Here is a 25644-nt window from a genome sequence, read left to right as displayed (position 1 = left end):
CCATCCGCATATCCGTTCTTCTGTCGCATCGAGGGAAAAGGACCCATGTCAGAATACGATCAACTCCGCTCCGCTGTCGCCAATCTGGAAAGGCTTCGCTTCGACCTGGTCAAGAAGATCGAGGCACGCGAAGGCGATACCCGCACCATGACCGAGCTGCACCAGCGGGTGAGCAAGGCACTCACGGCGCTCTCGGGGCAAGGCTGACTGGCGGGATTGATCCGGCCGGGAAATTTGGTATACCTCGGTATACACAAATGACGGAGGCACCATGTCGGAGATTGCCAAGGCTCGGGCGCATCTGCATGCGGCGCTGCAAGAGGTGACCCGCGACCTTGCGGAGTACCCCGGCCCGATTGCCGGCTGCGACGCGCAATACACCCACCTTCTGGCCACGCGGACCCGCATCCGCAACGCCCTGACAGCCCTCGATGGCGAGGTGTTCGTCGCCACGCCGCGCAGCCTGCACCCCGGCGCGGGGGTGGAAAGCCGATGAAGGTCCACATCCTCGACGATTGGTTCGACACGCTGCGCGGCCTGCCCTGTTTTCGCCTGCTCGACGGGCACGAGGTGACGGTCTGGACCGATCACGCGCCTGACGAGGCCGCCCTGGCAGACCGCCTGCACGACGCCGAGGCGCTGGTGCTCTTTCGCGAACGGACCAAGGTGACCCGCGGGCTGTTGCAACGCCTGCCGAACCTGCGGCTGATCTCGCAGCGCAGCGTCTATCCGCATGTGGATGTTCCGGCCTGCACCGACACCGGCGTGCTGCTGTGTTCCAACATGCATTCCGGCACGCCGTCTTATGCCGCGGCGGAGCTGACCTTTGGCCTGATCCTCGCGGCGATGCGGCAGATCCCGCAACAGATGGCCTCGGCCCGGGCCGGGCATTGGCAGATGGGCGTCGGCAAGACCCTGCGCGGCCGCACGCTGGGTCTTTACGGCTATGGCCGGATCGCCGGCGCCGTGGCGGACTACGCCCGCGCCTTCGGAATGAAGGTGGTCTGGTGGAGCTCCGAGGCCGGCCGGGCCCGCGCCCGGGCAGCGGGCGAAACCGTGGCCGAAAGCCGCGCGGCGTTTTTCGCCGAAAGCGACGTGGTCTCGATCCATATCCGGCTGAAGCCCGACACCCGCGGTATCGTCACCGCAGCGGATTTCGCCGAAATGCAGGACGGGGCGCTCTTTGTGAACACCTCACGCGCGGGGTTGGTGGCACCGGGCGCGCTGCTTGACGCGCTGAACGCCGGGCGCCCCGGCATGGCGGCGGTCGATGTATTCGAGACCGAGCCGCTGACCGATCCCGACGATCCGCTGTTGTCGCACCCCAGGCTGATCTGCACGCCGCATATCGGCTTTGTCACCGAGGACGAATTCGATCTTCAGTTCAGCGATATCTTCGCGCAGGTGAACGCCTTTGCCGAAGGCCGGCCGATCCACATGATCAACCCCGAGGTCCGAATCTGACCCTCCCCCCCGCCCCGGAGCCTTGCCAAAGACGGCCGCAGTCCTGCGCGCCGTCTTTTTCTTTGTGCAGCCGCGCTTTTGCCGTCTGGGCGACGGAAACAAGGGTTGACCGCTTATGTATCCAGTTGTATACATATGGATACCAATGCCGAGGAAATGAGATGAGCGACCAGGACGACGCGTCACAGCCCGGACCGCAAGGCAGTTCGACCTACACCCGCCTGCTGGACGAGATCCGCGAGGGGCAATTGCTCCCCGGTGATCGCCTGCGCGAGACCGAGCTGGCCGAGCGTCTGAACGTCTCGCGCACGCCGGTGCGCGAAGCGATCCGACAGCTCGAGGCCGACGGGCTGGTCGCCCATGTGCCGCGCCAGGGCGCCACCGTGCGCAGCCTCGATTATGCCGAGGTGATGGAGCTTTACGAGATGCGCGCCGTGCTTGAGGGCACCGCCGCGCGGCTGGCGGCGCGGGCCGCCTCGGATGTGGAACTGGACGAACTCGGCGCGCTGAACGACCAGCTGGCCGAAGCCGGAACCGGCCCCGAGGCGACGCGGATCAACCGCATTTTCCACGCCACGCTTCTCGATGCGGCCAAGAACCGCTTTCTTGCCCGGTCGATGCTGTCGCTGCAAAAGGCGCTGCTGATCCTCGGGCCGTCGCAGCTCCTGGACGGCCAGCGCGCCGACGAGGCGGTGAGCGAGCATCGCGACATCATGGCGGCACTTCAGGCCCGCGACGGCGCCGCCGCCGAGGCGCAGATGCGCGCCCATATCGAAGCCGCGCAGCGCATGCGCATCCGCGCCCTGCGCGAGCGCGACCGGGGCCACGACGACACCTAGAGGACAGCCATGACAGCCATTCCCGACAGCTACGACATCGCCGTGATCGGCGGTGGCAATGCCGCGCTTTGCGCCGCGATCACCGCCGCCGAAGCGGGCGCACGGGTTCTCATCCTGGAGACCGCGCCCAAGCCCTATCGCGGCGGCAATTCGCGCCACACCCGCAATTTTCGCTGCATGCACAGCGGCCCCCTGGGCCCGCTGGTCGAGAGCTATTCCGAAGAGGAATATTTTTCCGATCTGATGAAGGTGACCGGCGGCAAGACCGACGAACACCTGGCGCGCCTCGCCATCCGCACCTCCGAGGACTGCCTGCCCTGGATGGAAGCGCATGGCGTGCGGTTTCAACCCTCGCTGTCGGGCACACTGTCACTGGCGCGGACGAATGCCTTTTTCCTCGGCGGCGGCAAGGGCCTGGTGAACGCCTATTACCGCACCGCCGAGGCGTTGGGGGTCGAGGTGCTCTACGAGGCGGCGGTGACACATCTGGACCTCGCGGATGACCGGATCGCCCAGGTGACCTTTACCCACGCCGGCGAAGAGAAGACCGTGACACCCAAATCTGTCGTCGTCGCCTCGGGCGGGTTTCAGGCCGATACCGATTGGCTCGCCCGCGCTTGGGGACCGGCAGCCCGGAATTTCCTGATCCGCGGCACCCCCTACAATCGTGGCGTCGTGCTGTCCGACCTGCTGGACCAGGGCGTCGAACAGGTGGGCGACCCGACGCAGTGCCACGCCGTCGCCATCGACGGCCGTGCGCCGAAATTCGATGGCGGCATCGTCACCCGGCTGGATTGCGTGCCGTTTTCCATCGTGGTCAACAAGGAGGCGCAGCGCTTTTACGACGAGGGCGAGGATGTCTGGCCCAAGCGCTATGCCATCTGGGGCCGGCTGGTAGCGGCACAGCCCGATCAGGTGGGCTATGTCATCATCGACGCGAAATCGCTCAAGCTCTTCATGCCCTCGGTGTTTCCACCGATCGAGGCCGCGACGCTCCCGGAGCTGGCGGAAAAGATGGGCCTGCCGCCAGACAAGCTCTGCGCCACGGTCGACGAGTTCAACGCCGCCTGCGGCGATCCTTCGGGATTTCACCCGACCGAGCTTGACGGCGTCTCCACCAGCGGCCTCACTCCGCCCAAGACCAACTGGGCCCGCCCGATCACCGAGCCACCGTTTTACAGCTACTCGCTGAGAACCGGTGTCACCTTCACCTATCTGGGGCTCAAGGTGGACGAAAACGCGCAATGCCGCATCGGCGACCGCCCCGTCACCAATCTCTGGGCCGCAGGCGAGACGATGGCCGGGTCGATCCTCGGCCAGGGTTATCTCGCCGGGTTCGGCATGACCATCGGCACCGTCTTTGGACGTATCGCAGGCAAGGAGGCCGCAGCCCATGCAAACTGACCTGATCCAGGAAGCCCGCCGCCAGGCCGAGATCTGCAACGCCTGCCGCTATTGCGAAGGCTATTGCTCGGTCTTCCCTGCCCTGCACCGCGAACGTGCTTTCAGCGACGGCGACATCACCCAGCTCGCCAATCTCTGCCACAACTGCCGCGGCTGCTACTACGCCTGCCAATACACCGCACCGCACGAGTTCGACCTCAACCTGCCCCGGGCGCTGGCCGAGGTGCGGCAGGCAAGCTGGAAGGATCACGCCTGGCCGCGCGGCTTTGCGCATCTGTTCGACCGGTCGGGCGTGCTGATGGCCGGCGGGCTGGTGCTGGGCTTTGCGCTGATCTTCGCCCTGGCGCAGGCGCTGCGCCCCGACAGCGGCGCCGGTTTCTACGCCTATATGTCCCACGGGCTGATGGTGACGATCTTTACCCCGGCGTTCCTGCTGCCCCTGCTCGCCATCGCGGTGTCGCTGCGCGGCTATTGGCGCACCGTCGGCGGCGGCCCGGTCCGGCCCGGCGATATCTGGGGCGCGCTGCGTTCGGCCGGCCGGATGAAGAACCTCGACGGCGGCCATGGCGACGGCTGCAACTTCGAGGACGAGGACCGTTTCAGCCAGGCGCGGCGGCATTTTCATCAGGCTGTGCTTTACGGCTTCCTGCTGAGCTTTGCCTCGACCGCGAGCGGCACCGTGCTGCACTACGCCTTCGGAATAGAGGCGCCTTATGGATTCTTCAGCCTGCCCAAGCTGCTCGGGGTTCCCGGCGGCCTGCTGCTCAGCGTGGGGTGTGCCGGGCTCGCCTGGCTCAAGCTCAAGGCCGATCCCGAGCTGGGGGCCCCCGCCGCCTGGGGCGGCGAGATGGCCTTTGTCCTGCTGCTCTTTGCCGTCGCGGTCTCGGGCCTCGCGCTTTACGCCGCGACCGGCACCTCCGCCGTGGCCTGGCTGCTGCCGTTGCATCTCGGCGCGGTGCTGACCTTCTTTCTGCTTACGCCCTATTCCAAGATGGCGCATGGCTTCTATCGCATGGCCGCGCTGACCCGCGACGCGGCGCAGAACAGGGCCGCCTGAGCCGCCGCGTCGCGGCTCATTTCAGGCCATGGAAGTTCCGGAAATATTCGATGGCCCGGGGCGCCGCAAAGGCCGTGTCATGTCCGTTCTGGCCGGGATCGGCAAAATCGCTCAGGTCGATCACGGTCACCGGCAGCCCGCCCAGCTCGTCCGCCGTCGTGATCTCGCCCAGCCGCCGCGGTCGGCCGGCGATCCAGGCCGCCAGATCGAGGATCGAATCGCGGGTCGATGTCATCAGGATGAAGGGCTGCGGAAACGGCGTGATCCGGCCCGCCTGCACGACAAAGACTTCCGGGTCGATATCGGGCGAGATCAGCGTCACGCCGCTGATCTTGTGCAGAACGGCGGTGTTCCGGGCGATCGAGATCTGCCGCGCGTCTCCATCACCAGTTGCGACCCCATGGAATGCGCCACCAGATAGACCTTGCGGTGCCGCGTCAGCGCCACGAGCAGCTCTTCCAGCGCGTCGCGGGAGTGGATCACGCTGTCACGGTCATAGACATAGCCGCGCGGATCGCCGCCGGACGGCCAGGAAAACGACACGACCGGAACCTCGGCATCGAAGTCATGCGCCATTTGGGCCAGCCGATAGGTCGCCTCGGCATTGTTGGTGTTGTAGCCGTGCACATAGACAAAGACCTCCTCCGCCCCGCCCGGCGCCTTGGCCACCCCGGCCAGGAAATCCGCCAACGTGGGAAAGGCATAGGCCCCCGAGAGCACGAAATGCCGGGCCGGATCGGGTGCGGCCTCCGGCGCCGGGCGCTCGATCCGACCATCGCGATGCACCGGCGGCACCGACACGTCGAGCCGCGAGAAATACAGCCGCGTGCCACGCCGCCCGGAAAACTGCACCCCGTTGTCATGTTTCAGCACCCGGTTCGAGGCGACGAAAATCTGCCGCACATCGCCTTCGTCGGCGCCCCGAACCAGATGCAGCACGCCGCGCGGCGCACAGGCGGCAAGCGCAAGCATCGCCACGAAAAGAAGCACCAGAACCCTCATGCCCAAGTGATACCCCGATGCCGGCGGCTGGCCAAGATTTCTGACGGCAACGGGCGAGAATCGCACATAATTCACGCAAGGATTCGCAATAGGGATTCACATGGCGAATCACCTGTGTCATAGTGGCCCTACAGCATCCGTCAGAGATGCATTGAGGCAGACCATGAGCACACATCCGACCCGCCGGAACATCGTCCCGTTAAGCGTGTTCGCCATCGCGTTCACTCTGGGGGCCTATTTCACCTTTGCCGCCGTGCAAGGGGATTACGGCTTGTTCCGGCGGGCGGAAATCCTCGACAATGCCGCCCGCCTCGAGGCCGAGCGCGACGTGTTGCGCGCCGAGCTGGCGGAAATGGAAAATCTCACCCGACGGCTGTCCGACGAATATCTCGACCTCGACCTGCTCGATCAGCAGGCGCGCGAGGTGCTGGGCCTGATCCGCAGCGACGAGATCGTCATTCGCTGACCCGCCCTTCGCAGGTGCAGCGGGAAAGCCCCCTTTCCACCCGGGGGCCGCTTGGGCTAGGCTATAGTTTAACACTAAACAATTCGCCTCCGGGAGGGCGCCGCAATGGCCGCGCGCAGAGCGACGAAAAAACCCAACATTTCCAAGGACGAGCTGACGCAATATTACCGCGACATGCTGTTGATCCGGCGGTTCGAGGAAAAGGCCGGCCAGCTTTACGGCATGGGGCTGATCGGCGGCTTCTGCCACCTCTACATCGGTCAGGAGGCGGTTGTCGTCGGCCTCGAGGCCGCCGCCGAAGAGGGCGACAAGCGCGTCACCTCGTATCGCGACCATGGCCATATGCTGGCCTGCGGCATGGACCCGGGCGGCGTGATGGCCGAGCTGACCGGCCGCGAGGGCGGCTATTCCAAGGGCAAGGGCGGCTCGATGCACATGTTCTCGAAAGAAAAGCATTTCTACGGCGGCCATGGTATCGTCGGCGCCCAGGTGCCGATTGGCGCGGGCCTGGCCTTTGCCGACCGCTACAAGGAAAACGGCCGCGTCACCTTCACCTATTTCGGCGATGGCGCCGCCAACCAGGGCCAGGTCTATGAAACATTCAACATGGCCGCGCTCTGGGCTCTGCCAGTGGTTTTTGTCATTGAAAACAACCAATACGCCATGGGCACCGCCCAACAGCGCTCGACCTCGACCCCCGATCTGCACACCCGCGGCGAGGCCTTCGGCATCCCCGGCGAGGTGGTCGACGGCATGGATGTGCTGGCGGTCAAGACGGCGGGCGAAAAGGCGGTGGGCCACTGCCGCGCCGGCAAGGGCCCCTATATCCTCGAGGTGAAAACCTACCGCTACCGCGGCCATTCGATGTCGGACCCGGCGAAATACCGCACCCGCGAAGAGGTGCAGAAAATGCGCGAGGAACGCGACCCGATCGAACATGTCCGCGCCATGCTGCTCGAGGGCAAACATGCCAGCGAAGAGGATCTCAAGGCGATCGACAAGGAAATCAAGAAGGTGGTCAACGACTCCGCCGAATTTGCCCGCGAGAGCCCGGAACCGGCGCTCGACGAACTCTGGACAGACATCTACGCGGAGGCCCGCTGATGCCCGCACATTTCGAAATTCACGTCGCCGATCCGGTGCGCGCCCGGACCTTCTACAGCGGCCTCTTTGGCTGGTCCTTCGAACCGATGCCCGGCGCTGAAGAAATTGCCTATCACCTGATTTCCGGCCCCGGCCTCGACGCCGGCCTCACCGGCGGCATGATGCAGCGCATGGGCGAGGCCCCGGCCTCCGGCACCCCGGTGCGCGGCTGCACGCTGACCTTCGAGGTTGCTGATTGCGACGACCGCTACGCATGGGCGCTGGCCAATGGCGGCGCCGAGGCGCTGCCGCCCGCCGATTACCCCGGCATCGGCCGTGCCGCCTATGTCGAGGACGGCGAAGGCAACATCGTGGGCTTCCTCGCGCCCGAAAAAGGAGAGCCGTGAGCCATGGCCACCGAAATTCTCATGCCCGCCCTCTCGCCGACGATGGAAGAAGGCACGCTGGCCAAATGGCTGGTCAAGGAAGGCGACAGCGTCAGCTCGGGCGACATCATCGCCGAGATCGAGACCGACAAGGCGACGATGGAGTTCGAAGCGGTCGACGAAGGCACGCTGGGTCGGATTCTGATCTCCGAAGGCACCCAGGGCGTCAAGGTCAACACCCCCATCGCCGTGCTGGTGGAAGAGGGTGAAAGCGCCGAGGATATCAAGACCGAGGCCGCAACGACCACCGCCCCGGCCCCCGAGCCGGGGCCTCCGGCCCAGCCGCGCGACGCAGACGCGGACAAAGACCAGGAAGCCGCCCCCCCCGGATCAGGTCCGGGGCAGGCAGGATCAGGTTCGGGACCATCCCAGGCCGAACCCGACTGGCCCGAAGGCACCGAAATGCGGCAGCAAACCGTGCGCGACGCGCTGCGCGACGCCATGGCCGAGGAAATGCGCGGTGACGACGACGTCTTTCTGATGGGCGAGGAGGTCGGCGAATACCAGGGCGCCTACAAGATCTCCCAGGGCCTGCTCGACGAGTTCGGCCCCAAGCGTGTCATCGACACCCCGATCACCGAACACGGCTTTACCGGTCTCGCCGTCGGCGCGGCCTTTGGCGGGCTGAAACCCATCGTCGAATTCATGACCTTCAACTTCGCCATGCAGGCGATGGACCAGATCGTCAATTCCGCCGCCAAGACGCTTTACATGTCCGGTGGCCAGATGGGCGCGCCCATGGTGTTTCGCGGTCCCAATGGCGCCGCCGCCCGGGTCGCCGCGCAGCACAGCCAGGATTTTGCCGCCTGGTTCAGCCATATCCCGGGGCTCAAGGTGGCGATGCCCTATTCCGCCTCGGACGCCAAGGGGCTGCTGAAGACCGCGATCCGCGATCCCAACCCGGTGATCTTCCTCGAAAACGAGATCCTCTACGGCAAGAGCTTCGACGTGCCGGTGCTCGAGGATTTCACCCTGCCCTTCGGCAAGGCCCGGATCTGGCGGACCGGCGCCGACGTCACCCTCGTCAGCTTCGGCATCGGCATGACCTATGCCCTCGAAGCGGCCGAGAAGCTGGCAGAGGACGGCATCGACGCCGAGGTGATCGACCTGCGCACCCTGCGGCCGATGGACAGCGCGGCGATCCTCGAAAGCGTGAAAAAGACCAACCGCTGCGTCACGGTCGAAGAGGGTTTCCCGCGCGGCTCGATCGGCAATCAGATCACCGCCCTCCTGATGGAACAGGCCTTCGACTGGCTCGACGCACCGGTGATCAACTGCACCGGCAAGGACGTGCCCATGCCCTATGCCGCCAATCTGGAAAAACACGCGCTGACCTCGACCGCCGAGGTGATCGAGGCGGTGAGGAAGGTCACCTATCGCTGATGGAGGTGCACGGCCGCGATATCGAGACCGAATGTTACCGTGTCACCCATGAGGTGGACGGGCAGAAGGTCATGGCCCTGGTGCCCGAGCGGCTCGCCGCCGATCTGCGGCTGGCCGGGCGGCCCTCGCATCAGGACGCCTATGTCTGGATGGCCGGCCACAAACAAGAGATCGAGACCGCCATCACCAGGCTCGCCCGCGGCCAACGACCGAAACCGCCCTTTGACACCATCACCCTGATCCCTTCTTCTGTTTGAAAATACCGTGGGGAGCGTGAGGGGGCTGGCCCCTCGCTCCGCCCCTGGCCCCCAGCGCCCCCAGTGCCATGTCCGGAGACGACACCATGCCCACCGAAATCCTGATGCCCGCCCTCAGCCCGACGATGGAAGAAGGCACGCTGGCGAAATGGCTGGTCAAGGAAGGCGACAGCGTGGCCTCCGGCGACCTGCTGGCCGAGATCGAGACCGACAAGGCGACGATGGAATTCGAAGCGGTCGACGAGGGCGTGATCGGCAAGCTGCTGGTCGCCGAGGGCAGCGCCGGGGTCAAGGTCAACACCCCGATCGCGGTGCTTTTGGGTGAGGACGAAAGCGAAGACGACATTGCCGAGCCCGCCGCGCGCCCCGCGCCGGAGGCGGCCCGGCCGTCCGACGCGGATGCCGAGGCGGCGCCCGCAGGGCGCTCCGAGACAGCCGCCCCCCCGGCCGGAGAGCGCGGCGACGGCGCCCGCATCTTCGCCTCGCCGCTGGCCCGGCGCATCGCCGCCGACAGGGGCATCGATCTTGCGCAGATCACCGGCTCGGGCCCGCGCTGCCGCATCGTCAAGGCCGATGTCGAAGCCGCCGGCGCCCCGAAACCCGCCGCAGCCGAAGCCCCGGCGCAGGCCGCGCGCCCCGCGCCGGCCCCGGGCCCCGACGCAGGCCAGATCGCCGCGCTCTATGCCGACCGCGACCATCAGGAGATCACCCTCGACGGCATGCGCAAGACCATCGCCGCCCGGCTCACCGAGGCCAAGCAGCAGATCCCGCATTTCTACCTGCGCCGCGACATCCACCTTGATGCGCTGCTGTCGCTGCGCGCCGAGATCAACCGCCAGCTCGCCCCGCGCGAGATCAAGCTCTCGGTCAATGATTTCGTCATCAAGGCCTGCGCGGCCGCGCTGCAACGGGTGCCCGAGGCCAATGCGGTCTGGGCCGGCGACCGCATCCTCAGGCTCACGCCCTCTGACGTGGCGGTCGCGGTGGCGATCGAGGGCGGGCTGTTCACTCCGGTGCTACGCGACGCGCATCAGAAATCGCTTTCGGCGCTCTCCACCGAAATGAAGGATCTCGCCGCCCGCGCCCGCGACCGCAAGCTCAGCCCGCAGGAATATCAGGGCGGCAGTTTCGCGATTTCCAATCTCGGCATGTTCGGCATCGAGAACTTCGACGCCGTCATCAACCCGCCGCATGGCGCCATTCTCGCGGTTGGCGCCGGGGTGCAGAAACCGGTGGTTCAGGCGGATGGCACGCTGGGCGTGGCCACCGTCATGTCGGTCACCCTCTCGGTCGATCACCGGGTGATCGACGGCGCCCTCGGGGCGCAGCTGCTGGCGGCGATCAAGGACGGGCTGGAAAGCCCGCTGGCGCTGCTGGCCTGAGCCGACGTCGCAGCGGTCAGCTGGCCACGTCGATGGTGGCGCTGACCGCCTTGCGCCAGCCCGCATACCGTTTGTCGCGGATGTCTTCGGCCATCGCCGGGTCGAACCGCGCCTCGCATTCCCAGCTCGCGGCAAATTCCGCCATGTCCGGCAGGAGGCCCGCCCTGTGCCCGGCCAGCCAGGCCGCACCCATGGCGGTGGTTTCCAGCACCCGGGGCCGTTCCACCGGCGCGCCGATGATGTCGGCAAGGAACTGCATCGCAAACCCCGAGGCGCTCATCCCGCCATCGACGCGCAGCGCGGTGTCGCCGGCGCCGTCCCAGTCGGCGCACATCGCCTCGAGCAGGTCGCGGGTCTGAAAGCCCACGCTTTCAAGCGCCGCCCGGGCAAATTCCGCCGGGCCCGACCCGCGCGTCAGACCAAAGATCGCGCCCCGGCACTCCGGTTTCCAGTAAGGTGCGCCCAGCCCGGTGAAGGCCGGCACCAGGATCAGTTCCTGGCCGGCATCGGCGGCCTCGGCCAGCGTTTGCGTCTCGCCGGCGCTCTCGATCACCTTCAGCCCGTCGCGCAGCCATTGCACCACCGCGCCGGCAATAAAGATCGAGCCTTCGAGCGCATAGGTGGGCTTGCCGTCCAGCTGATAGGCAATGGTGGTCAGCAGACGGTTCTGCGAGGTCACCGGGGTGTCGCCGGTGTTCAACAGCGCAAAACAGCCGGTGCCATAGGTGGATTTCATCATGCCCGGCTGGAAACAGGCCTGCCCGACGGTGGCCGCCTGCTGGTCGCCGGCGATGCCGAGGATCGGGATCGTGCCGCCCAGAAGATCGGTTTCGCCGAAATCGGCGGCGCAATCCTTGACCTCGGGCAGCATCTCGCGCGGGATGCCCAGCTTGTCGCAGATGGTCTGCGACCAGCGGCCCTTGTGGATGTCATAAAGCATGGTGCGCGCCGCATTGGTGGCATCAGTCACATGCGCGCGCCCGCCGGTCAGGTTCCACACCAGCCAGCTGTCGACGGTGCCAAAGATCAGTTCGCCCGCCTCGGCCCGCGCCCGCGCGCCTTCGACATTGTCGAGAATCCAGGCCAGCTTGGTGCCGGAGAAATAGGGATCGAGCAACAGCCCGGTGCGCGCGGTCACCACCTCCTCGAAACCTTCCGCTCTGAGATCGGCACAGACTTCGGCGGTGCGCCGGTCCTGCCAGACGACGGCGTTATAGACCGGTTCGCCGGTCTCACGGTCCCAGACGACGGTGGTCTCGCGCTGGTTGGTGATGCCGATGGCGGCGATCTCGCCGGCGGTCTCGATCGCCTTGCGGCAGGTCGCCAGCGTGGTGTCCCAGAGGTCCTTCGGATCGTGTTCGACCCAGCCGCTCTGCGGAAAATGCTGGGTGAACTCCTCCTGCGCCGAGGCCACGAGCGCCAGGGCGTCATCAAACACCATGGCGCGGGTCGAGGTGGTGCCCTGATCGATGGCAAGGATATGGGTCATTCGGTGGCCTCCCTTTTCGGCGCGTTCCCGCGCGTCGTGCGTTCGTTTCCCTGGGTTCTTGCGCGCGGTTTCTTTCGTATTGCCGACATTCGGCCTTCGCTTTCGCCAGCCCCCGCTTTCGTTTCAGCACATTCCGGCGCGTCAGGCCAGCGCAATTCGGCGCGCCCCTCGCGGAGCGCGCCGTTTTTTTCAGCCCGGGCCCATGCTGTGATCAGCGCAGGCGCGCCTCGGTCTTGGCGTCAAAGAACATGGCGGTGGCCGGATCGAATTCGACCGCCACCCCGGTGCCTTCGGGAATCGCCTCGTCGCCGCGGGTCTCGACGATGATGCGCTCGCCATTGGCCGAGATCAGATAGTCATAGGCCACCCCGCCCAGCCGTTCGCGGATGTCGATGCGCACCGGGCTCTCGGCCTCGCGCACGGTGAGGTTTTGCGGCCGGATGCCGATGATCACCTCGCTGCCCTCGGCCGGCAGGGCGACATCGGTGGGCACCTGCATGTTGTCGAGCCCCGGCACAATCACGCCCTGCCCGTTCACCCGCGCGGCGAGAAAGTTCATGCTGGGCGACCCGATAAAGCCCGCCACGAATTTGTTGTCGGGGTTCTGATACAGCTCCATCGGGCTGCCCACCTGCTCGATATGACCGGCGCGCAGCACCACGATCTTGTCGGCCAGGGTCATCGCCTCGACCTGATCGTGGGTGACATAGATCATCGTCGCGCCGATCTCCTTGTGCAGGCGCGCGATCTCGACCCGCATGTCGACGCGCAGCTCGGCGTCGAGGTTCGACAGCGGTTCGTCAAACAGAAAGACCTCGGGACCGCGCACGATGGCGCGGCCGATGGCCACGCGCTGGCGCTGGCCACCGGACAATGCCTTGGGCTTGCGGGCAAGGTAATCGTCGAGTTTCAGGATGCGGCTGGCCTCGGCGACCTTGGACTTGATCTCCTGTTTCGGATGGCCGTTCATCTTGAGCCCGAAGCCCATGTTTTCCTCGACCGTCATATGGGGATAGAGCGCATAGGTCTGAAACACCATCGCCACCCCGCGTTCGGCCGGATCGGCGCGGGTCACATCGCGACCGCCAATCGAGATATTGCCGTCCGAAGTCTCCTCCAGCCCGGCGATCATCCGCAGGAGCGTGGACTTGCCGCAGCCCGAGGGGCCGACAAAGACGCAGAACTCGCCGTCCTCGATCTGAAGATCCACTCCGTGGATGACCTGAACATCGCCATAACGTTTCACGGCACTGTTGAGTGCGACACCTGACATTCTCTTTCCTCTCCCTCGGGAATTAGGTGGTGATCATTGCGCGATCGGATACGGCCAGACGGCCGCCTCCCCCCCGATCTGCGCCGCCGTCCGCTGCAAGGCGGGCCGGAATTTCTCGATATCCTTGAGTGACATGCGAAAGGTCGACGTGACCACGGAGAGCGACCCAATCACCCGGTTCGATCCGCCGAGGATCGGGGCGGCAATCGAGATGATGCCCTCTTCGTGTTCTTCGCGGTCAAAGGCCACGCCCTCGGCCCGGATCTGCGCCAGTTCCGGCAGCAGCGTCTTCTCGCTCTTGTGGGTGTTGGGCGTGAAGGCCTCGTAGGTCTGGCATTCCAGCGCCGCGGCGCGGCGGGTGTCGTCCATGAAGGCCAGCATGACCTTGCCCACCCCGGTGCAATGCGCCGGCGAGCGGCGGCCGGGGGTGGCCATGGTCTTGAACCCCTCGTCGGGTGTGGTCTTTTCGACAAAGACCACCCGGCCATGTTCCATCTGCGCCAGATGCACCGTCTCTTTCACGTCGGCGGCCAGGGTCTGAAGGAACGGCAAGGCCAGCGGCCCCAGCGACGACTGGTTCCAGGCGTGTCGCGCGATCCGCACCAGACGCATGCCCGGCACATAGACATGCCGTTCGTCATCGAAAGCCAGCATGCCTTGATTCGTCAGGGTCTGTAACAGGCGATGGGTGGTCGCCTTGGGGTAAGGGCTGACCTCCAGCACCTCGGAAAACCGCACCGACCGGCCGAACGCCACAACCATATCCAGCAGTTCCAAGGCCTTGCCGACAGTTCCGTCCGATGTGACTTGCTTGTTCATCCCAATGCCTGCTCTCCTGAGCCCCGGAAGAGCCCGGGGAAGTAATTCTTGACTCTTCTAGCAGTATGGGACTAAAAGATCAACATGCAAAACATTTGTTCCACTATTCGGGACTTTGCAGCTGTGGAGGAGAAAGGGAGAGAGATGCTCTACACATCGTTGAAACTGACGGCGGCACTGGCCGCGTCCACGTTGATTTCTTCGGCGGCCTTGGCTGGCGAACTGGTGATCAACACAGATACGTCCGACCCGGCGCCGAAAGCCGCCTTCGAGGCGTTGATCAAAGGCTTCGAGGCGGAAAACCCCGATGTCACCGTCACCTGGAACCTGTTCGACCACGAAGGTTACAAGACCTCGATCCGCAACTTTCTGACCGCAGATTCGCCGGATCTGGCCAATTGGTACGCCGGCAACCGCATGCTGCCCTATGTCAACGCCGGGCTGTTCGAGCCGGTCGATGATGTCTGGGAAGAAAACGGCCTGAAGGACTCGCTCGCCTCCTCGGTCGGATCGATGACCATCGACGGTAAGATCTGGGGCGTGCCCTACACCTATTACCAATGGGGCGTGTACTACCGGAAAGACATCTTCGAAGAGCAGGGCATCGCCGTTCCCACCAACTGGGACGAGTTCAAGGCGGCCGGCGCCAAGCTGAGCGAAGCCGGCATCACCCCGATCACCATCGGCACCAAGTACCTCTGGACCGCCGGCGGGGTCTTTGACTACATCAACCTGCGCACCAACGGCTATGATTTCCACATGGCGCTGGGCAAGGGCGAGGTGTCCTGGACCGACGACCGGGTGAAAGCCACGATGAACAACTGGAAAGAGCTGATCGACGCCGGCTTCTTCCTGGAAAACCATGCCGCCTATTCCTGGCAGGAGGCGCTGGCGCCGATGGTCCAGGGCGATGCGGCAATGTATGTGATGGGCAACTTCGCGGTGGCGCCGCTGCGCGAGGCCGGCCTGTCGGACGATCAGCTGGGCTTTTTCCAGTTCCCGGTGATCAACCCCGATGTGCCGCTGGCCGAAGAGGCGCCGACCGACACGATCCACATCCCGGCCAATGCCAAGAACAAGGAAGACGCCAAGAAATTCCTGGCCTACCTGGCCCGGCCCGAGGTGCAGACCGAGATCAACAAGACGCTCGGACAGCTTCCGATCAACAAGAACTCGGAAGTGGGCGAGGACAAGTTCCTGCAAGCCGGCTACGAGATGCTCTCGACCACCGACGGCGGCATCGCGCAGTTCTTTGACCGCGACTACCCGGCCGAGATGGCCAAGGCGGGCATGGAAGGCTTCCAGGAGTTCATGGTCAAGCCCGAGCGCATGGACGCGATCCTCGAGCGGCTCGAAAAGGTCCGCGCCCGGGTCTACAAGTAACACCCCCGCCGGGTGACACCGCGGCGCCCCGGGCCTGCCCCGGGGCCTCGCCCTTCATCCACCCCCGAATCCGACCATGAGGTCCCGGGCCAGGCCCGGGACAGGCTTCCTGTTGTCCGGAGGTATTGCCATGACCGCCCCCGCCCTTCCCGATACCCACCCGCCCGCACAAAAGACGTGGTGGCAGCAGAACCAGCAGCGGCTTGCGCCATGGCTGTTCCTGGCACCGGGGATTTTCATGTTCATGATGTACGTGATCATCCCGATTTTCCAATCGGTGAACATTTCCTTCTACGAATGGGATGGTCTGGGCGAGGCCACCTGGGTCGGGGCCGACAACTACATCGAACTGATGGACGACGAGGCCTTCTATACCTCGCTCAAGAACAACGTGATCTGGCTGGTGCTCTACATGCTGGCCATTCCCGGCGGGCTGCTGGTGGCGCTGTTCCTCAACCAGACGGTGCGCGGCATCCGCATCTACAAATCGCTGTTCTTCTTCCCCTTCGTGATCTCGCAGGTCGTGGTCGGCCTGGTCTTTGCCTGGTTCTACGATCCCAACTTCGGGTTGATGAACATCGCCCTGGGCTGGTTCGGGATCGAGCCCATCGCGGTGCTGGCCAACGAGGATTACGTCACCTACGGCATCATCGCCGCCGGCCTCTGGCCACAGACCGCCTATTGCATGATCCTCTATCTCACCGGGTTGAACGCCGTCGACCCCGAGCAGATCGAGGCCGCACGGCTGGACAATGCCAAGGGCGTCAAGATGCTCTGGTACGTGATCCTGCCGCAGCTGCGCCCGGCCACCTTCATCGCCGTGGTGGTCACCGTGATCGGCGCGCTGCGCTCCTTCGACCTGATCTCGATCATGACCGATGGCGGGCCCTGGGGCAGCTCGCGGGTGCTGGCCTTCTACATGTATGAACAGGCGTTCAGCGAATACGGCTTCCGCATGGGCTACGGCGCGGCCATCGCCGTCGTGCTCTTTCTGATCATGATGATCTATATCACCGGCTTCCTTTACAAAATGTACCGCGACGAGAGAGGGCGCTAAGATGTTTCCGACCCCTATCGAAAAGACCTCATCCGGCGCGCAGATCGCCTACAAGATCGCCCTGCCCGTCGCGCTCATCGTCTGGCTGCTGCCGCTGATCGCCGTGGCGCTGACCTCGGTGCGCTCGGCCGGCGACATCACCGCCGGCAACTATTGGGGCTGGCCCACCAGCTTCAACCTGATCGAGAACTACACCGCGATCTTCGAGCAGACGCCGATCGGCAAATACATCCTGAACTCGTTCAAGGTGACGATCCCGACGGTGATCGGCGCGGTGGCGATCTCCTGCATGACCGGCTTTGCGCTGGCGGTCTACAAGTTCAAGGGCAACCTGCTGTTGTTCTTCATGTTCGTCGCCGGCAACTTCGTGCCGTTCCAGATTCTGATGGTGCCGGTGCGCGATCTGACGCTCGATCTCGGCATGTACAACACCTGGTATGGCCTTGCGCTTTTCCACATCGCCTTTCAGGCCGGGTTCTGCACGCTTTTCATGCGCAACTTCATCAAGGCCCTGCCCTACGAGCTGATCGAGGCCGCGCGCGTCGAGGGCATCAGCGAAATCCGCATCTTCTGGTATGTGGTCATGCCGCTGATGAAACCGGCGCTGGCGGCGCTCTCGGTGCTGATCTTCACCTTCATCTGGAACGACTATTTCTGGGCCACCGTGCTGACCCAGGGCGCCGATCAACAACCGATCACCGCCGGGCTCTATTCGCTCAACGGCCAATGGGTCGCCGCCTGGCACCTGGTCTCGGCCGGGTCGATCGTGGCTGCCCTGCCGCCGGTGCTGATGTTCTTCCTGATGCAGCGCCACTTCATTGCTGGTCTCACCCTCGGAGCCGTAAAATGATCCAAAGCTGGCGTTTGGATGACTCCCGTCAAACGCTGGTGCTGGCTTCCCGGAAAGACCACCTCGCCGAGGTGGTCTACTGGGGGCCGCGCCTGCCCGACGACGAAGACCTGGAGACCCTGGCCCGGGCCCATGCCATCGACGTGACCGGCGGCATGCTCGATGCCAACCCGGAGCTGTCGCTCTGCCCCGAGGCGACGCGCAGCTTTCCCGGCCAACCCGGGCTGGTGATCCGCGATGCCTCCGGCCAGCCCTTCCTGCCCAAGTTCTGTTTCGACAGCGCCGAGGAAGACGACACCCGGCTGACCCTGAGCTTTCGCGATCAATCCGGTGTGCTGGGCTATCGCGCGCTGTTCTCGATCGATCCGCAGACCCATGTGATCGAGGCAAGGGCCGAGATCGAGGCGACCGCGCCGATGCACCTGCACTGGCTCTCGGCCCCGGTCTTTCCGGCGCCCCAGGCCAGCGACGAGATGATCGATTTCGCCGGCCGCTGGTGCGGCGAGTTCCAGATGAACCGTACCGCCTGGTCTGCCGGCATCCGCTACCGCGAGAACCGCACCGGCCGCACCGGCCACGAACATTTCCCCGGGCTGATCGTGCCCTGCCGAGGCGCCACTAATGCCACCGGCCATGCCTACGGGTTTCACTACGGCTGGTCCGGCGGCCACCGGATGATTGCCGAAGAGCTGCCCGACGGCCGCCGTCAGGTGCAGTTTGGCCACGCCTCCCGGATCGAGACCGAGGCGGCCACCCGCTTTGCCACCGCGCCGCTTTACGCGATGTTCTCCGATGATGGCCTGAACGGTTGCGCCGTGGCCTTTCAGCGGCATCTGCGCGACCGGATCGTCACCTTCCCCGATCCCGCGCGCGCCCGTCCGGTGCATTACAATTGCTGGGAAGCGGTCTATTTCGATCACAACCTGCCCGAGCTGAAAGAGATCGCCGACCGCGCCGCAGACCTCGGCGCCGAGCGCTTCGTGCTCGATGACGGCTGGTTCGGCGACCGCGATGACGACACCACCTCGCTCTCGGACTGGGAGGTCGATCCGCGCAAGTACCCCGAGGGGCTGACGCCGCTGATCGACCATGTGCACGGGCTGGGCATGTCCTTCGGTATCTGGTTCGAGCCCGAGATGATCAACGAGGATTCCAACGTCTTCCGCGCCCACCCGGACTGGGCGCTTGGCGGCGAAGACCAGATCCTCGGCCGCCAGCAGATGGCGCTGAACATGGCGCTGCCCGAGGTGCGCGATTTTCTGTTCGACCGCATCGGCAAGGTGCTGGGCGACAATGACATCGACTACATCAAGTGGGATCACAACCGCGTCCTGCCGATGCCCGATGCGGCCCAGACACGCGGATCCTATGCGCTGATCGATCAGCTGCGCGCGGCCTTTCCCAAGGTCGAGATCGAGAGCTGCGCCTCTGGCGGCGGGCGGATCGATTTCGGCATCCTCAAGCGCACCCACCGGGTCTGGCTGTCCGACAGCAACGACGCCATCGAGCGGCTGAGGATGCAGCACAACGCCGCGCTTTTCCTGCCGATGGTGGTGACCGGCAGCCATGTCGGGCCGCGCACCTGCCACACCTCGGGGCGCACCATCGACATCCGGATGCGGGCCTGGGTCGCGGCACAGCGGCACATGGGCTTCGAGATGGACCCGCGCGAGCTGACCGAGGACGAGGTGAAGGTGCTGACCGAGGTCACCGCCTGGTGGAAGGACAACCGCCACTGGATGGCCGGCGCCGATATCCTGCGGCTCGACAGCTCCGACCCGGCGGTGATCGCCGAGCAGCAGCTGGAACAGGGCGGCAGGCAATTCGTGGTCTTTGCCGGCAAGGCCGAGACCTCGGCGCAGATCGCCCCCCGGCCGCTGCGCCTGACCCGGCTGTCGCCGGACCGGTATTACCGGATCGAGCTCCTCAACCGGGGTGATGCGCCCGCCCTGTCGCGCGGCGATCAGGCGATCAAGTCCGAGCCGCTCACCCTGAGCGGCGCCTATCTGATGAGCCACGGGCTGACCCTGCCCTGGAGCTTTCCCGAAACCATGTGGGTCGTGAAAGGAACGCTGGTATGAGCGACGAACGCCGCAACCGCGCCTGGTATGGCAAATTGGACAAGGACGGGTTCATTCACCGCTCCTGGATGAAGAACCAGGGGTTCCCGGATCACGCCTTCGACGGCCGGCCGGTGATCGGCATCTGCAACACCTGGTCGGAACTCACGCCCTGCAACTCGGGCCTGCGCGAGCTGGCCGAAGGGGTCAAGCGCGGCGTCTGGGAGGCCGGCGGCTTTCCGGTGGAATTCCCGGTGATGTCGCTGGGCGAGACCCAGATGAAACCCACCGCCATGCTGTTTCGCAACCTGCTGGCGATGGATGTCGAGGAATCGATCCGCGCCTATGGCATCGACGGTGTCGTGTTGCTCGGCGGCTGTGACAAGACCACGCCGGGCCAGCTCATGGGGGCGGCCTCGGTCGATCTGCCGACCATCGTGGTCAGCTCCGGCCCGATGCTGAACGGCAAGTGGCAGGGCAAGGACATCGGCTCCGGCACCGACGTCTGGAAGTTCTCCGAGGCGGTGCGGGCCGGCGACATGACGCTGGCCGATTTCATGGCCGCCGAGTCGGGCATGAGCCGGTCCAAAGGCGTCTGCATGACCATGGGCACCGCCTCGACCATGGCCAGCGTGGTCGAGGCGATGGGCATGAGCCTGCCCACCAACGCCGCCCTGCCCGCCGTCGACGCCCGCCGCATGGCGCTGGCGCATATGACCGGCAAACGCATTGTCGGCATGGTGGAAGAAGGCTTGAAACTGTCTGACATCATGACCCGCGAGGCCTTTGAAAACGCGATCCTCGCCAATGCTGCTGTCGGCGGCTCGACGAATGCGGTGGTGCATCTGCTGGCCATGGCCGGCCGTGTCGGCGTCGACCTGACGCTGGACGATTTCGAGATCGGCAGCGAAATCCCCCTGCTCGTCAACTGCATGCCCTCGGGCAAGTACCTGATGGAGGATTTCTGTTACGCCGGCGGCATGCCGGTGATCCTGAAGGAATTGCAGCACCTGCTGCGGCCCGCCAAGACCGTGCTCGACTGCGATATCAGCACCTATGCCGAAGGCGCCGAATGCTGGAACCGCGACGTAATCCGCAGCTTCGACGAGCCGCTGAAACCCGCCGCCGGCCTGCGGGTGCTCAAGGGCAACCTTGCGCCGCGCGGCGCCATCGTGAAGCCCTCTGCCGCGACCGATGCGCTGCTGGAACACGAGGGCGAGGCCTATGTCTTCGAGAACATCGAAGAGCTGAAGGCCACGATCAACTCCGACGACCTGCCGGTGACCAAGGACAGCATTCTGGTACTCAAGGGCTGCGGCCCCAAGGGCTATCCGGGCATGGCCGAGGTCGGCAACATGCCGATCCCGTCCAAGCTGGTGAAACAGGGGGTGCGCGACATGGTGCGGATCTCGGATGCGCGGATGTCGGGCACCGCCTTTGGCACCGTCATCCTGCATGTCTCGCCCGAGGCCAACGAGGGCGGCACCCTGGCCCTGGTGAAAACCGGCGACCGCATCCGCGTCTCGGCCAGCTCCGGCGCGCTCGAGTTGCTGGTCTCTGACGCCGAGCTGGCCGAGCGCCGCGCCACCTGGCAGCCCGACGCGCCGCGCTACACCCGCGGCTATGCCAAGATGTACGTCGACCACGTGCTTCAGGCCGATCAGGGCGCCGATCTTGATTTTCTGGTTGGCAAGGACACCCGCCCCGTGACACGAGAGAGCCATTGAATGACCAAGACTGCAACATTTCACGACCTTGAGGGCAAAAGCGTTTTCATCACCGGCGGCGGCGCCGGCATCGGTGCCTCGATCACCGATGGCTTCATGACGCAGGGCGCGCAGGTGGCCTTTGTCCAGCGCTCCGACGCCAGCGGCTTTTGCGACGAGATGGAGGCCAAGCACGGCCGCCGGCCGCTGTTCCTGCAATGCGACATCACCGATATCGACCGGCTGAAATCCTGTATCGCCGAGGCGGCCGAAGCACATGGCCCGATCACCGCGCTGATCAACAATGCCGCCAATGACAAGCGCCACAGCGCGGAAGAGGTGGACGAGGAATTCTGGGACTGGTCGCAGGCGATCAACCTCAAGGCCTATTTCTTTGCCTGTCAGGCAGTGATGGCGGGAATGCGCGCGGCCGGCGGCGGCTCGATCATCAATTTCACCTCGATCAGCTACATGATGGGCAATGCCGGTTACGTCAGCTACACCACCGCCAATTCCGGCATCAACGGCATGACCCGGTCGCTCGCGCGCGAGTTCGGGCCGGATAAAATTCGGGTAAACGCCCTTGCCCCCGGCTGGGTTCTGACCGAAAAACAGCTCGACATGTGGGCCACGCCGGAGGCGCTGGCCGAACATCTCTCGCGGCAGTGCCTCAAGGATCATCTGGCGCCCCAGGACATCGTCGATGCGGTGCTTTTCCTGGCGTCGGAGACCAGCCGGATGATGACCGGCCAGGCCATGGTCGTGGATGGCGGAGTTGTTGTAACAGGCTGATATTATGACTAAAATTGCGGATTGGATCGCGGTCGACTGGGGCACGTCGAACCTGAGGGCTTGGCTGATGGGCAAGGACGGGGTGATCGGCATGGTCACCTCTGACAAGGGCATGGGCGCTCTGGAACGGGACGGCTTCGAGCCGGAACTGCTGCGGCTGGTGGGCGATTGCCTGCCCGAGAGCGGCACGGTGCCGGTGATCGCCTGCGGCATGGTGGGCGCGCGTCAGGGCTGGCACGAGGCGCCTTATGTCACCACCCCCTGCGCCGCGCCCGGCGTGGCTCAGGCCGTGACGCCGGAGGTCCGCGACCCGCGGCTCAAGGTCCGTATCCTGCCCGGCGTGTCGCAGGCCAGCCCGGCGGACGTGATGCGCGGCGAGGAAACCCAGATCGCCGGCTTTCTGGCCGCGCACCCGGAGTTCGACGGCGTGCTCTGCCTGCCCGGCACCCATACCAAATGGGTGCATATCAGCGCGCGCGAGATCGTCAGCTTCCGCACTTTCATGACCGGCGAGATTTTCGCCCTGCTTTCGGGCCAATCGGTGCTGCGCCATTCCGTAGCAGGCGACGGCTGGGATCAGGCGGCTTTCGACGAAGCGGTCACCGACGCCATGAGCGCGCCACAGAAATTCACCGCGCGGCTGTTTTCGCTGCGTGCCGGATCGCTGCTTGACGGCACCGAGGCTGCGACCTCGCGGGCGCGGCTCTCAGGGTTGTTGATGGGGCTCGAGATTGCCGGGGCAAAGGAATACTGGCTCGGCCGCGAGATCGTGCTGATCGGCGCGCCGAAACTCAACGCATTGTACAAGGCGGCGCTGGCGCCGCAGGGGGCCTCCGTCAGTGAAACAGACGGGGCCGAAATCGTATTGGCGGGCCTCAGGGCCGCCCATGAGGAGAGCATGACATGAGCCGCGAAATCATTGCCATTCTGCGAGGCGTGACGCCGGATGAGGTTCTGGAGATCGGCGAGACGCTGGTTGACGCCGGTATCGACCGGATCGAGGTGCCGCTGAATTCGCCCGAGCCGTTCAAGTCAATCGGCATCCTCGCCGAGGGGTTGAAAGGCCGCGCCACCATCGGCGCCGGCACCGTGCTGACCCCCGAGCAGGTGGACGAGCTCAAATCCGTCGGCGGCACGCTGGTGGTCTCGCCCGACTGCAACCCGGCCGTCATCGACCGCTCGAAGGAGCTGGGCATGCTGTCCTTTCCCGGCGTGGCCAGCCCGACCGAATGTTTCACCGCCCTGCGCCACGGCGCCGACGGGCTGAAGTTCTTCCCTGGCTTCCTGGTGGGCGCCAAGGGCCTCGCCGCGATCTCGGCAGTGCTGCCGAAAGGCACCAAAACCTATGCCGTCGGCGGTGCCGGGCCCGAGAATTTCGGAGAATGGTTCGACGCCGGGGTGACCGGTTTCGGCATCGGCTCGGCGCTTTACAAGCCCGGCATGACGGCGGGTGAGGTCGGTGAAAAGGCACGGGCCATCGTCGCCGCTTATGACGCCGGCCAACCGGCATGAAACGCACCCTCGGCACCTGCTATTACCCCGAGCATTGGCCGCGCGCGACCTGGGAAGAGGACGCGCGGCGCATGGCCGAGGCCGGGCTGACCTGGGTCCGGATCGGCGAATTTGCCTGGTCGCGGCTCGAGCCGCAACCGGGGCAGTATGACTTTGGCTGGCTCGATGACGCCATCGACGTGCTGGGAACCGCCGGGCTGAAGGTCGTGCTGGGCACCCCCACCGCCACCCCGCCGCGCTGGATGGTCGACCGTCACCCCGACATGCTGGCCGTGGATGCCGAGGGCCGGCCCCGCAAGTTCGGCTCGCGGCGGCATTATTGCTTTTCCCACCGGGGTTACCGCGAGGAATGCGCGGTGATCACCGGCAAGCTGGCCGAACGTTATGGCCGCAATCCCCATGTCGCCGCCTGGCAGACCGACAACGAATACGCCTGCCACGATACCGTGCTCTCCTATTCCGAAGCCGCGCGGCAGGGCTTTCGCGGCTGGCTCCGGGCGCAATATCCCGGAAAGGGCAACGACGGCGATATCGACGCGCTGAACCGGGCTTGGGGCAATGTCTTCTGGTCGATGGAATATGACAGCTTCGATCAGATCGACCTGCCCAACCTCACGGTAACCGAGCCGAACCCGAGCCATGTGCTCGATTTCCGCCGCTTCGCCTCGGATGAGGTGGTCAGCTTCAACCGCCTCCAGGTCGAAATCATCCGCCGCCATTCCGACGCGCCGATTTCCCATAACTACATGGGAAAGATTACGGATTTCGATCACTACAAGGTCGGCGACGATCTCGATATCGCTGCCTGGGACAGCTATCCTCTGGGCTTTCTCGAAGATCGGCTGACCGCCACCGAGGCCCACCGCCGGACATATGCGCGCCAGGGCGACCCGGATTTCCAGGCCTTTCACCACGATCTCTACCGCGCCGTGGGACGTGGCCGGATGTGGGTGATGGAACAGCAGCCCGGCCCGGTGAACTGGGCGCCCTACAACCCCGCCCCCCTGCCCGGCATGGTCCGGATCTGGACCTGGGAGGCCTTTGCCCATGGCGCCGAGGCGGTCTGTTATTTCCGCTGGCGGCAGGCGCCTATGGCGCAGGAACTGATGCACGCCGGCATGTTGCGGCCCGACAGCGCCGACGCTCCGGCGATCGTCGAGGCGCGCGAAGTGGCGGCAGAGCTGGCCGATGCGCCCGATGTTGCCAGGGCGCAGGCGCCCGTGGCGCTGCTGTTTGACTACGAGGCCGATTGGACCTGGCAGATCCAGCCGCATGGCCGGGGGCTGAGCTATTTCGATCTGGTGTTCGAGACCTATCGCGGGCTGCGCAAGCTCGGCCTGTCGGTCGACATCCTGCGACCCGGTGGCGATCTCTCGGGCTATCGCCTGATCGTGGCGCCGGGGGCAATGTACCTGCCCGAGACGGTGAAGACCGCCCTGGCCGAGAGCGGCGCCGTGGTGCTGCTCGGTCCGCGCAGCGGCGCCCGCACCGAGAACATGGCCATCCCGGTGCCGCTGCCGCCGGCGATGCCGGGGCTCGATGCGCTGGTGTCCCGGGTCGAAAGCCTGCGGCCCGACATGCCGGTGGCGCTGAAGACCACCGGCGCGGTGACGCTGTATCGCGAATTTGTCGAAGGCTCGGCCGAAGTCATCGAGGAAAGCGTCGATGGCGCGCCGGTGCTGATCGCCCAGGGCCCGCTGGCCTATGTCAGCGGCTGGCTGGATGCGGCGGCGCTGGCCCGGGTGCTGAACTGGGCCTGCGACAAAGCCGGGCTGGAGACCTGCGAGATGCCCGAAGGCGTGCGCCGGCGCGAGACCGGAGCGGAATGCTTCTGGTTCAACTACAGCGAAAGCGCCGCAGAAGTGGCCGGGCAGACTCTGCCGCCGATCTCGGTAACACGTGTGTAATCAAGAGCTTCCG

General features: G+C 65.3%; 26 protein-coding genes. 21 read left to right on the top strand and 5 right to left on the bottom strand.

Translation table 11 applies throughout. From position 1 onward, the window contains the following. Positions 1 to 45: 45 nt before the first annotated feature. The 6 genes from BMW90_RS26680 (at position 46) to tcuB (ending at position 4764) form a co-directional block, all read left to right on the top strand. Positions 46 to 207 carry a hypothetical protein gene (locus BMW90_RS26680; RefSeq protein ID WP_158499032.1) on the top strand — a complete coding sequence of 54 codons (162 nt, stop codon included), beginning with the start codon at positions 46 to 48 and terminating at the stop codon, positions 205 to 207. A 64-nt stretch (positions 208 to 271) separates the two neighbouring features. Then, positions 272 to 496 carry a hypothetical protein gene (locus BMW90_RS11500; protein WP_074836664.1) on the top strand — a complete coding sequence of 75 codons (225 nt, stop codon included), beginning with the start codon at positions 272 to 274 and terminating at the stop codon, positions 494 to 496. Then, entirely contained in the window at positions 493 to 1464 is a 972-nt protein-coding gene (locus BMW90_RS11495) for a D-2-hydroxyacid dehydrogenase family protein (RefSeq protein WP_074836663.1), read from the top strand. Before BMW90_RS11500 ends, BMW90_RS11495 begins: the two co-directional genes overlap by 4 nt. Before the next feature lie 161 nt (positions 1465 to 1625). Next, the gene (locus BMW90_RS11490; RefSeq protein WP_048532070.1) at positions 1626 to 2303 is read left to right on the top strand and encodes a GntR family transcriptional regulator; all 678 of its coding nucleotides are present in this window, start codon (positions 1626 to 1628) and stop codon (positions 2301 to 2303) included. 18 nt (positions 2304 to 2321) lie between these two features. Next, positions 2322 to 3707, top strand: coding sequence for an FAD-dependent tricarballylate dehydrogenase TcuA (tcuA, locus tag BMW90_RS11485; RefSeq protein ID WP_074836803.1), 1386 nt, complete (start codon positions 2322 to 2324; stop codon positions 3705 to 3707). Beyond that, a complete protein-coding gene (gene tcuB / locus BMW90_RS11480; RefSeq protein ID WP_074836662.1) occupies positions 3697 to 4764 on the top strand; it encodes a tricarballylate utilization 4Fe-4S protein TcuB in 1068 nt (355 codons plus the stop codon). The genes tcuA and tcuB overlap by 11 nt, the downstream gene beginning before the upstream one ends. 16 nt (positions 4765 to 4780) lie before the next feature. On the opposite strand, the gene BMW90_RS27195 is transcribed toward tcuB, so the two are convergent. Together BMW90_RS27195 and BMW90_RS27000 are read right to left on the bottom strand one after the other, a co-directional pair. Further along, a complete protein-coding gene (locus BMW90_RS27195) occupies positions 4781 to 5086 on the bottom strand; it encodes an alpha/beta hydrolase (RefSeq protein ID WP_074836661.1) in 306 nt (101 codons plus the stop codon). Next, complete coding sequence (locus BMW90_RS27000) at positions 5083 to 5754, bottom strand: alpha/beta hydrolase (protein WP_074836660.1); 672 nt, start codon at positions 5752 to 5754, stop codon at positions 5083 to 5085. Before BMW90_RS27000 ends, BMW90_RS27195 begins: the two co-directional genes overlap by 4 nt. A 175-nt stretch (positions 5755 to 5929) precedes the next feature. Between BMW90_RS27000 and BMW90_RS11465 the strand changes: the two genes are divergently transcribed. The 6 genes from BMW90_RS11465 (at position 5930) to BMW90_RS11440 (ending at position 10783) form a co-directional block, all read left to right on the top strand. Then, on the top strand, positions 5930 to 6232 hold the full coding sequence (locus BMW90_RS11465) for an FtsB family cell division protein (protein WP_048532073.1): 303 nt from the start codon (positions 5930 to 5932) through the stop codon (positions 6230 to 6232). A gap of 105 nt (positions 6233 to 6337) precedes the next feature. Continuing rightward, complete coding sequence (pdhA, locus tag BMW90_RS11460) at positions 6338 to 7336, top strand: pyruvate dehydrogenase (acetyl-transferring) E1 component subunit alpha (protein WP_048532074.1); 999 nt, start codon at positions 6338 to 6340, stop codon at positions 7334 to 7336. Further along, on the top strand, positions 7336 to 7722 hold the full coding sequence (locus tag BMW90_RS11455; protein ID WP_048532075.1) for a VOC family protein: 387 nt from the start codon (positions 7336 to 7338) through the stop codon (positions 7720 to 7722). The genes pdhA and BMW90_RS11455 overlap by 1 nt, the downstream gene beginning before the upstream one ends. Before the next feature lie 3 nt (positions 7723 to 7725). After that, complete coding sequence (locus BMW90_RS11450; protein ID WP_074836659.1) at positions 7726 to 9144, top strand: pyruvate dehydrogenase complex E1 component subunit beta; 1419 nt, start codon at positions 7726 to 7728, stop codon at positions 9142 to 9144. Beyond that, a complete protein-coding gene (locus tag BMW90_RS11445; protein ID WP_074836658.1) occupies positions 9144 to 9401 on the top strand; it encodes a hypothetical protein in 258 nt (85 codons plus the stop codon). Before BMW90_RS11450 ends, BMW90_RS11445 begins: the two co-directional genes overlap by 1 nt. Positions 9402 to 9487: 86 nt before the next feature. Next, positions 9488 to 10783, top strand: coding sequence for a pyruvate dehydrogenase complex dihydrolipoamide acetyltransferase (locus tag BMW90_RS11440; RefSeq protein WP_074836657.1), 1296 nt, complete (start codon positions 9488 to 9490; stop codon positions 10781 to 10783). A gap of 16 nt (positions 10784 to 10799) precedes the next feature. Here BMW90_RS11440 and glpK read toward each other — a convergent pair whose 3' ends face one another. The 3 genes from glpK to BMW90_RS11425 all read right to left on the bottom strand — a co-directional run bounded on the left by glpK (position 10800) and on the right by BMW90_RS11425 (position 14364). Further along, positions 10800 to 12272: a glycerol kinase GlpK gene (glpK, locus tag BMW90_RS11435; RefSeq protein WP_074836656.1), complete on the bottom strand. Its 1473-nt coding sequence runs from the start codon at positions 12270 to 12272 to the stop codon at positions 10800 to 10802. A gap of 211 nt (positions 12273 to 12483) precedes the next feature. Beyond that, complete coding sequence (locus BMW90_RS11430; protein WP_074836655.1) at positions 12484 to 13545, bottom strand: ABC transporter ATP-binding protein; 1062 nt, start codon at positions 13543 to 13545, stop codon at positions 12484 to 12486. Between the two features lie 33 nt (positions 13546 to 13578). After that, complete coding sequence (locus tag BMW90_RS11425; RefSeq protein ID WP_074836654.1) at positions 13579 to 14364, bottom strand: IclR family transcriptional regulator; 786 nt, start codon at positions 14362 to 14364, stop codon at positions 13579 to 13581. A gap of 144 nt (positions 14365 to 14508) precedes the next feature. Between BMW90_RS11425 and BMW90_RS11420 the strand changes: the two genes are divergently transcribed. From BMW90_RS11420 to BMW90_RS11380, 9 genes are all read left to right on the top strand, one after another. Next, positions 14509 to 15747, top strand: a complete 1239-nt coding sequence (locus BMW90_RS11420; protein ID WP_048532082.1) for an ABC transporter substrate-binding protein — start codon at positions 14509 to 14511, stop codon at positions 15745 to 15747. A gap of 130 nt (positions 15748 to 15877) precedes the next feature. Next, positions 15878 to 16804 (top strand): carbohydrate ABC transporter permease, encoded by a 927-nt coding sequence (locus tag BMW90_RS11415; protein WP_048532083.1) that lies wholly within the window; start codon positions 15878 to 15880, stop codon positions 16802 to 16804. 1 nt (position 16805) lies between these two features. Then, the gene (locus BMW90_RS11410) at positions 16806 to 17654 is read left to right on the top strand and encodes a carbohydrate ABC transporter permease (protein WP_048532084.1); all 849 of its coding nucleotides are present in this window, start codon (positions 16806 to 16808) and stop codon (positions 17652 to 17654) included. Beyond that, the gene (locus BMW90_RS11405) at positions 17651 to 19735 is read left to right on the top strand and encodes an alpha-galactosidase (protein ID WP_074836653.1); all 2085 of its coding nucleotides are present in this window, start codon (positions 17651 to 17653) and stop codon (positions 19733 to 19735) included. The genes BMW90_RS11410 and BMW90_RS11405 overlap by 4 nt, the downstream gene beginning before the upstream one ends. Beyond that, on the top strand, positions 19732 to 21441 hold the full coding sequence (locus BMW90_RS11400) for an IlvD/Edd family dehydratase (protein ID WP_074836652.1): 1710 nt from the start codon (positions 19732 to 19734) through the stop codon (positions 21439 to 21441). Before BMW90_RS11405 ends, BMW90_RS11400 begins: the two co-directional genes overlap by 4 nt. Then, positions 21442 to 22212 carry an SDR family NAD(P)-dependent oxidoreductase gene (locus BMW90_RS11395; protein ID WP_074836651.1) on the top strand — a complete coding sequence of 257 codons (771 nt, stop codon included), beginning with the start codon at positions 21442 to 21444 and terminating at the stop codon, positions 22210 to 22212. It begins immediately after the preceding gene. A gap of 4 nt (positions 22213 to 22216) precedes the next feature. Beyond that, a complete protein-coding gene (locus BMW90_RS11390) occupies positions 22217 to 23119 on the top strand; it encodes a 2-dehydro-3-deoxygalactonokinase (protein ID WP_074836650.1) in 903 nt (300 codons plus the stop codon). Further along, positions 23116 to 23724 (top strand): 2-dehydro-3-deoxy-6-phosphogalactonate aldolase, encoded by a 609-nt coding sequence (locus tag BMW90_RS11385; RefSeq protein ID WP_074836649.1) that lies wholly within the window; start codon positions 23116 to 23118, stop codon positions 23722 to 23724. Before BMW90_RS11390 ends, BMW90_RS11385 begins: the two co-directional genes overlap by 4 nt. After that, positions 23721 to 25631, top strand: coding sequence for a beta-galactosidase (locus tag BMW90_RS11380; RefSeq protein ID WP_074836648.1), 1911 nt, complete (start codon positions 23721 to 23723; stop codon positions 25629 to 25631). Before BMW90_RS11385 ends, BMW90_RS11380 begins: the two co-directional genes overlap by 4 nt. Positions 25632 to 25644: the final 13 nt, after the last annotated feature.

It is taken from the genome of Marinovum algicola (assembly GCF_900109145.1).
GTDB classification, from domain to species: domain Bacteria; phylum Pseudomonadota; class Alphaproteobacteria; order Rhodobacterales; family Rhodobacteraceae; genus Marinovum; species Marinovum algicola.
The sequence above is the reverse complement of the archived record's forward strand: the minus strand, read 5'-3'. Positions and strand labels throughout refer to the sequence as shown.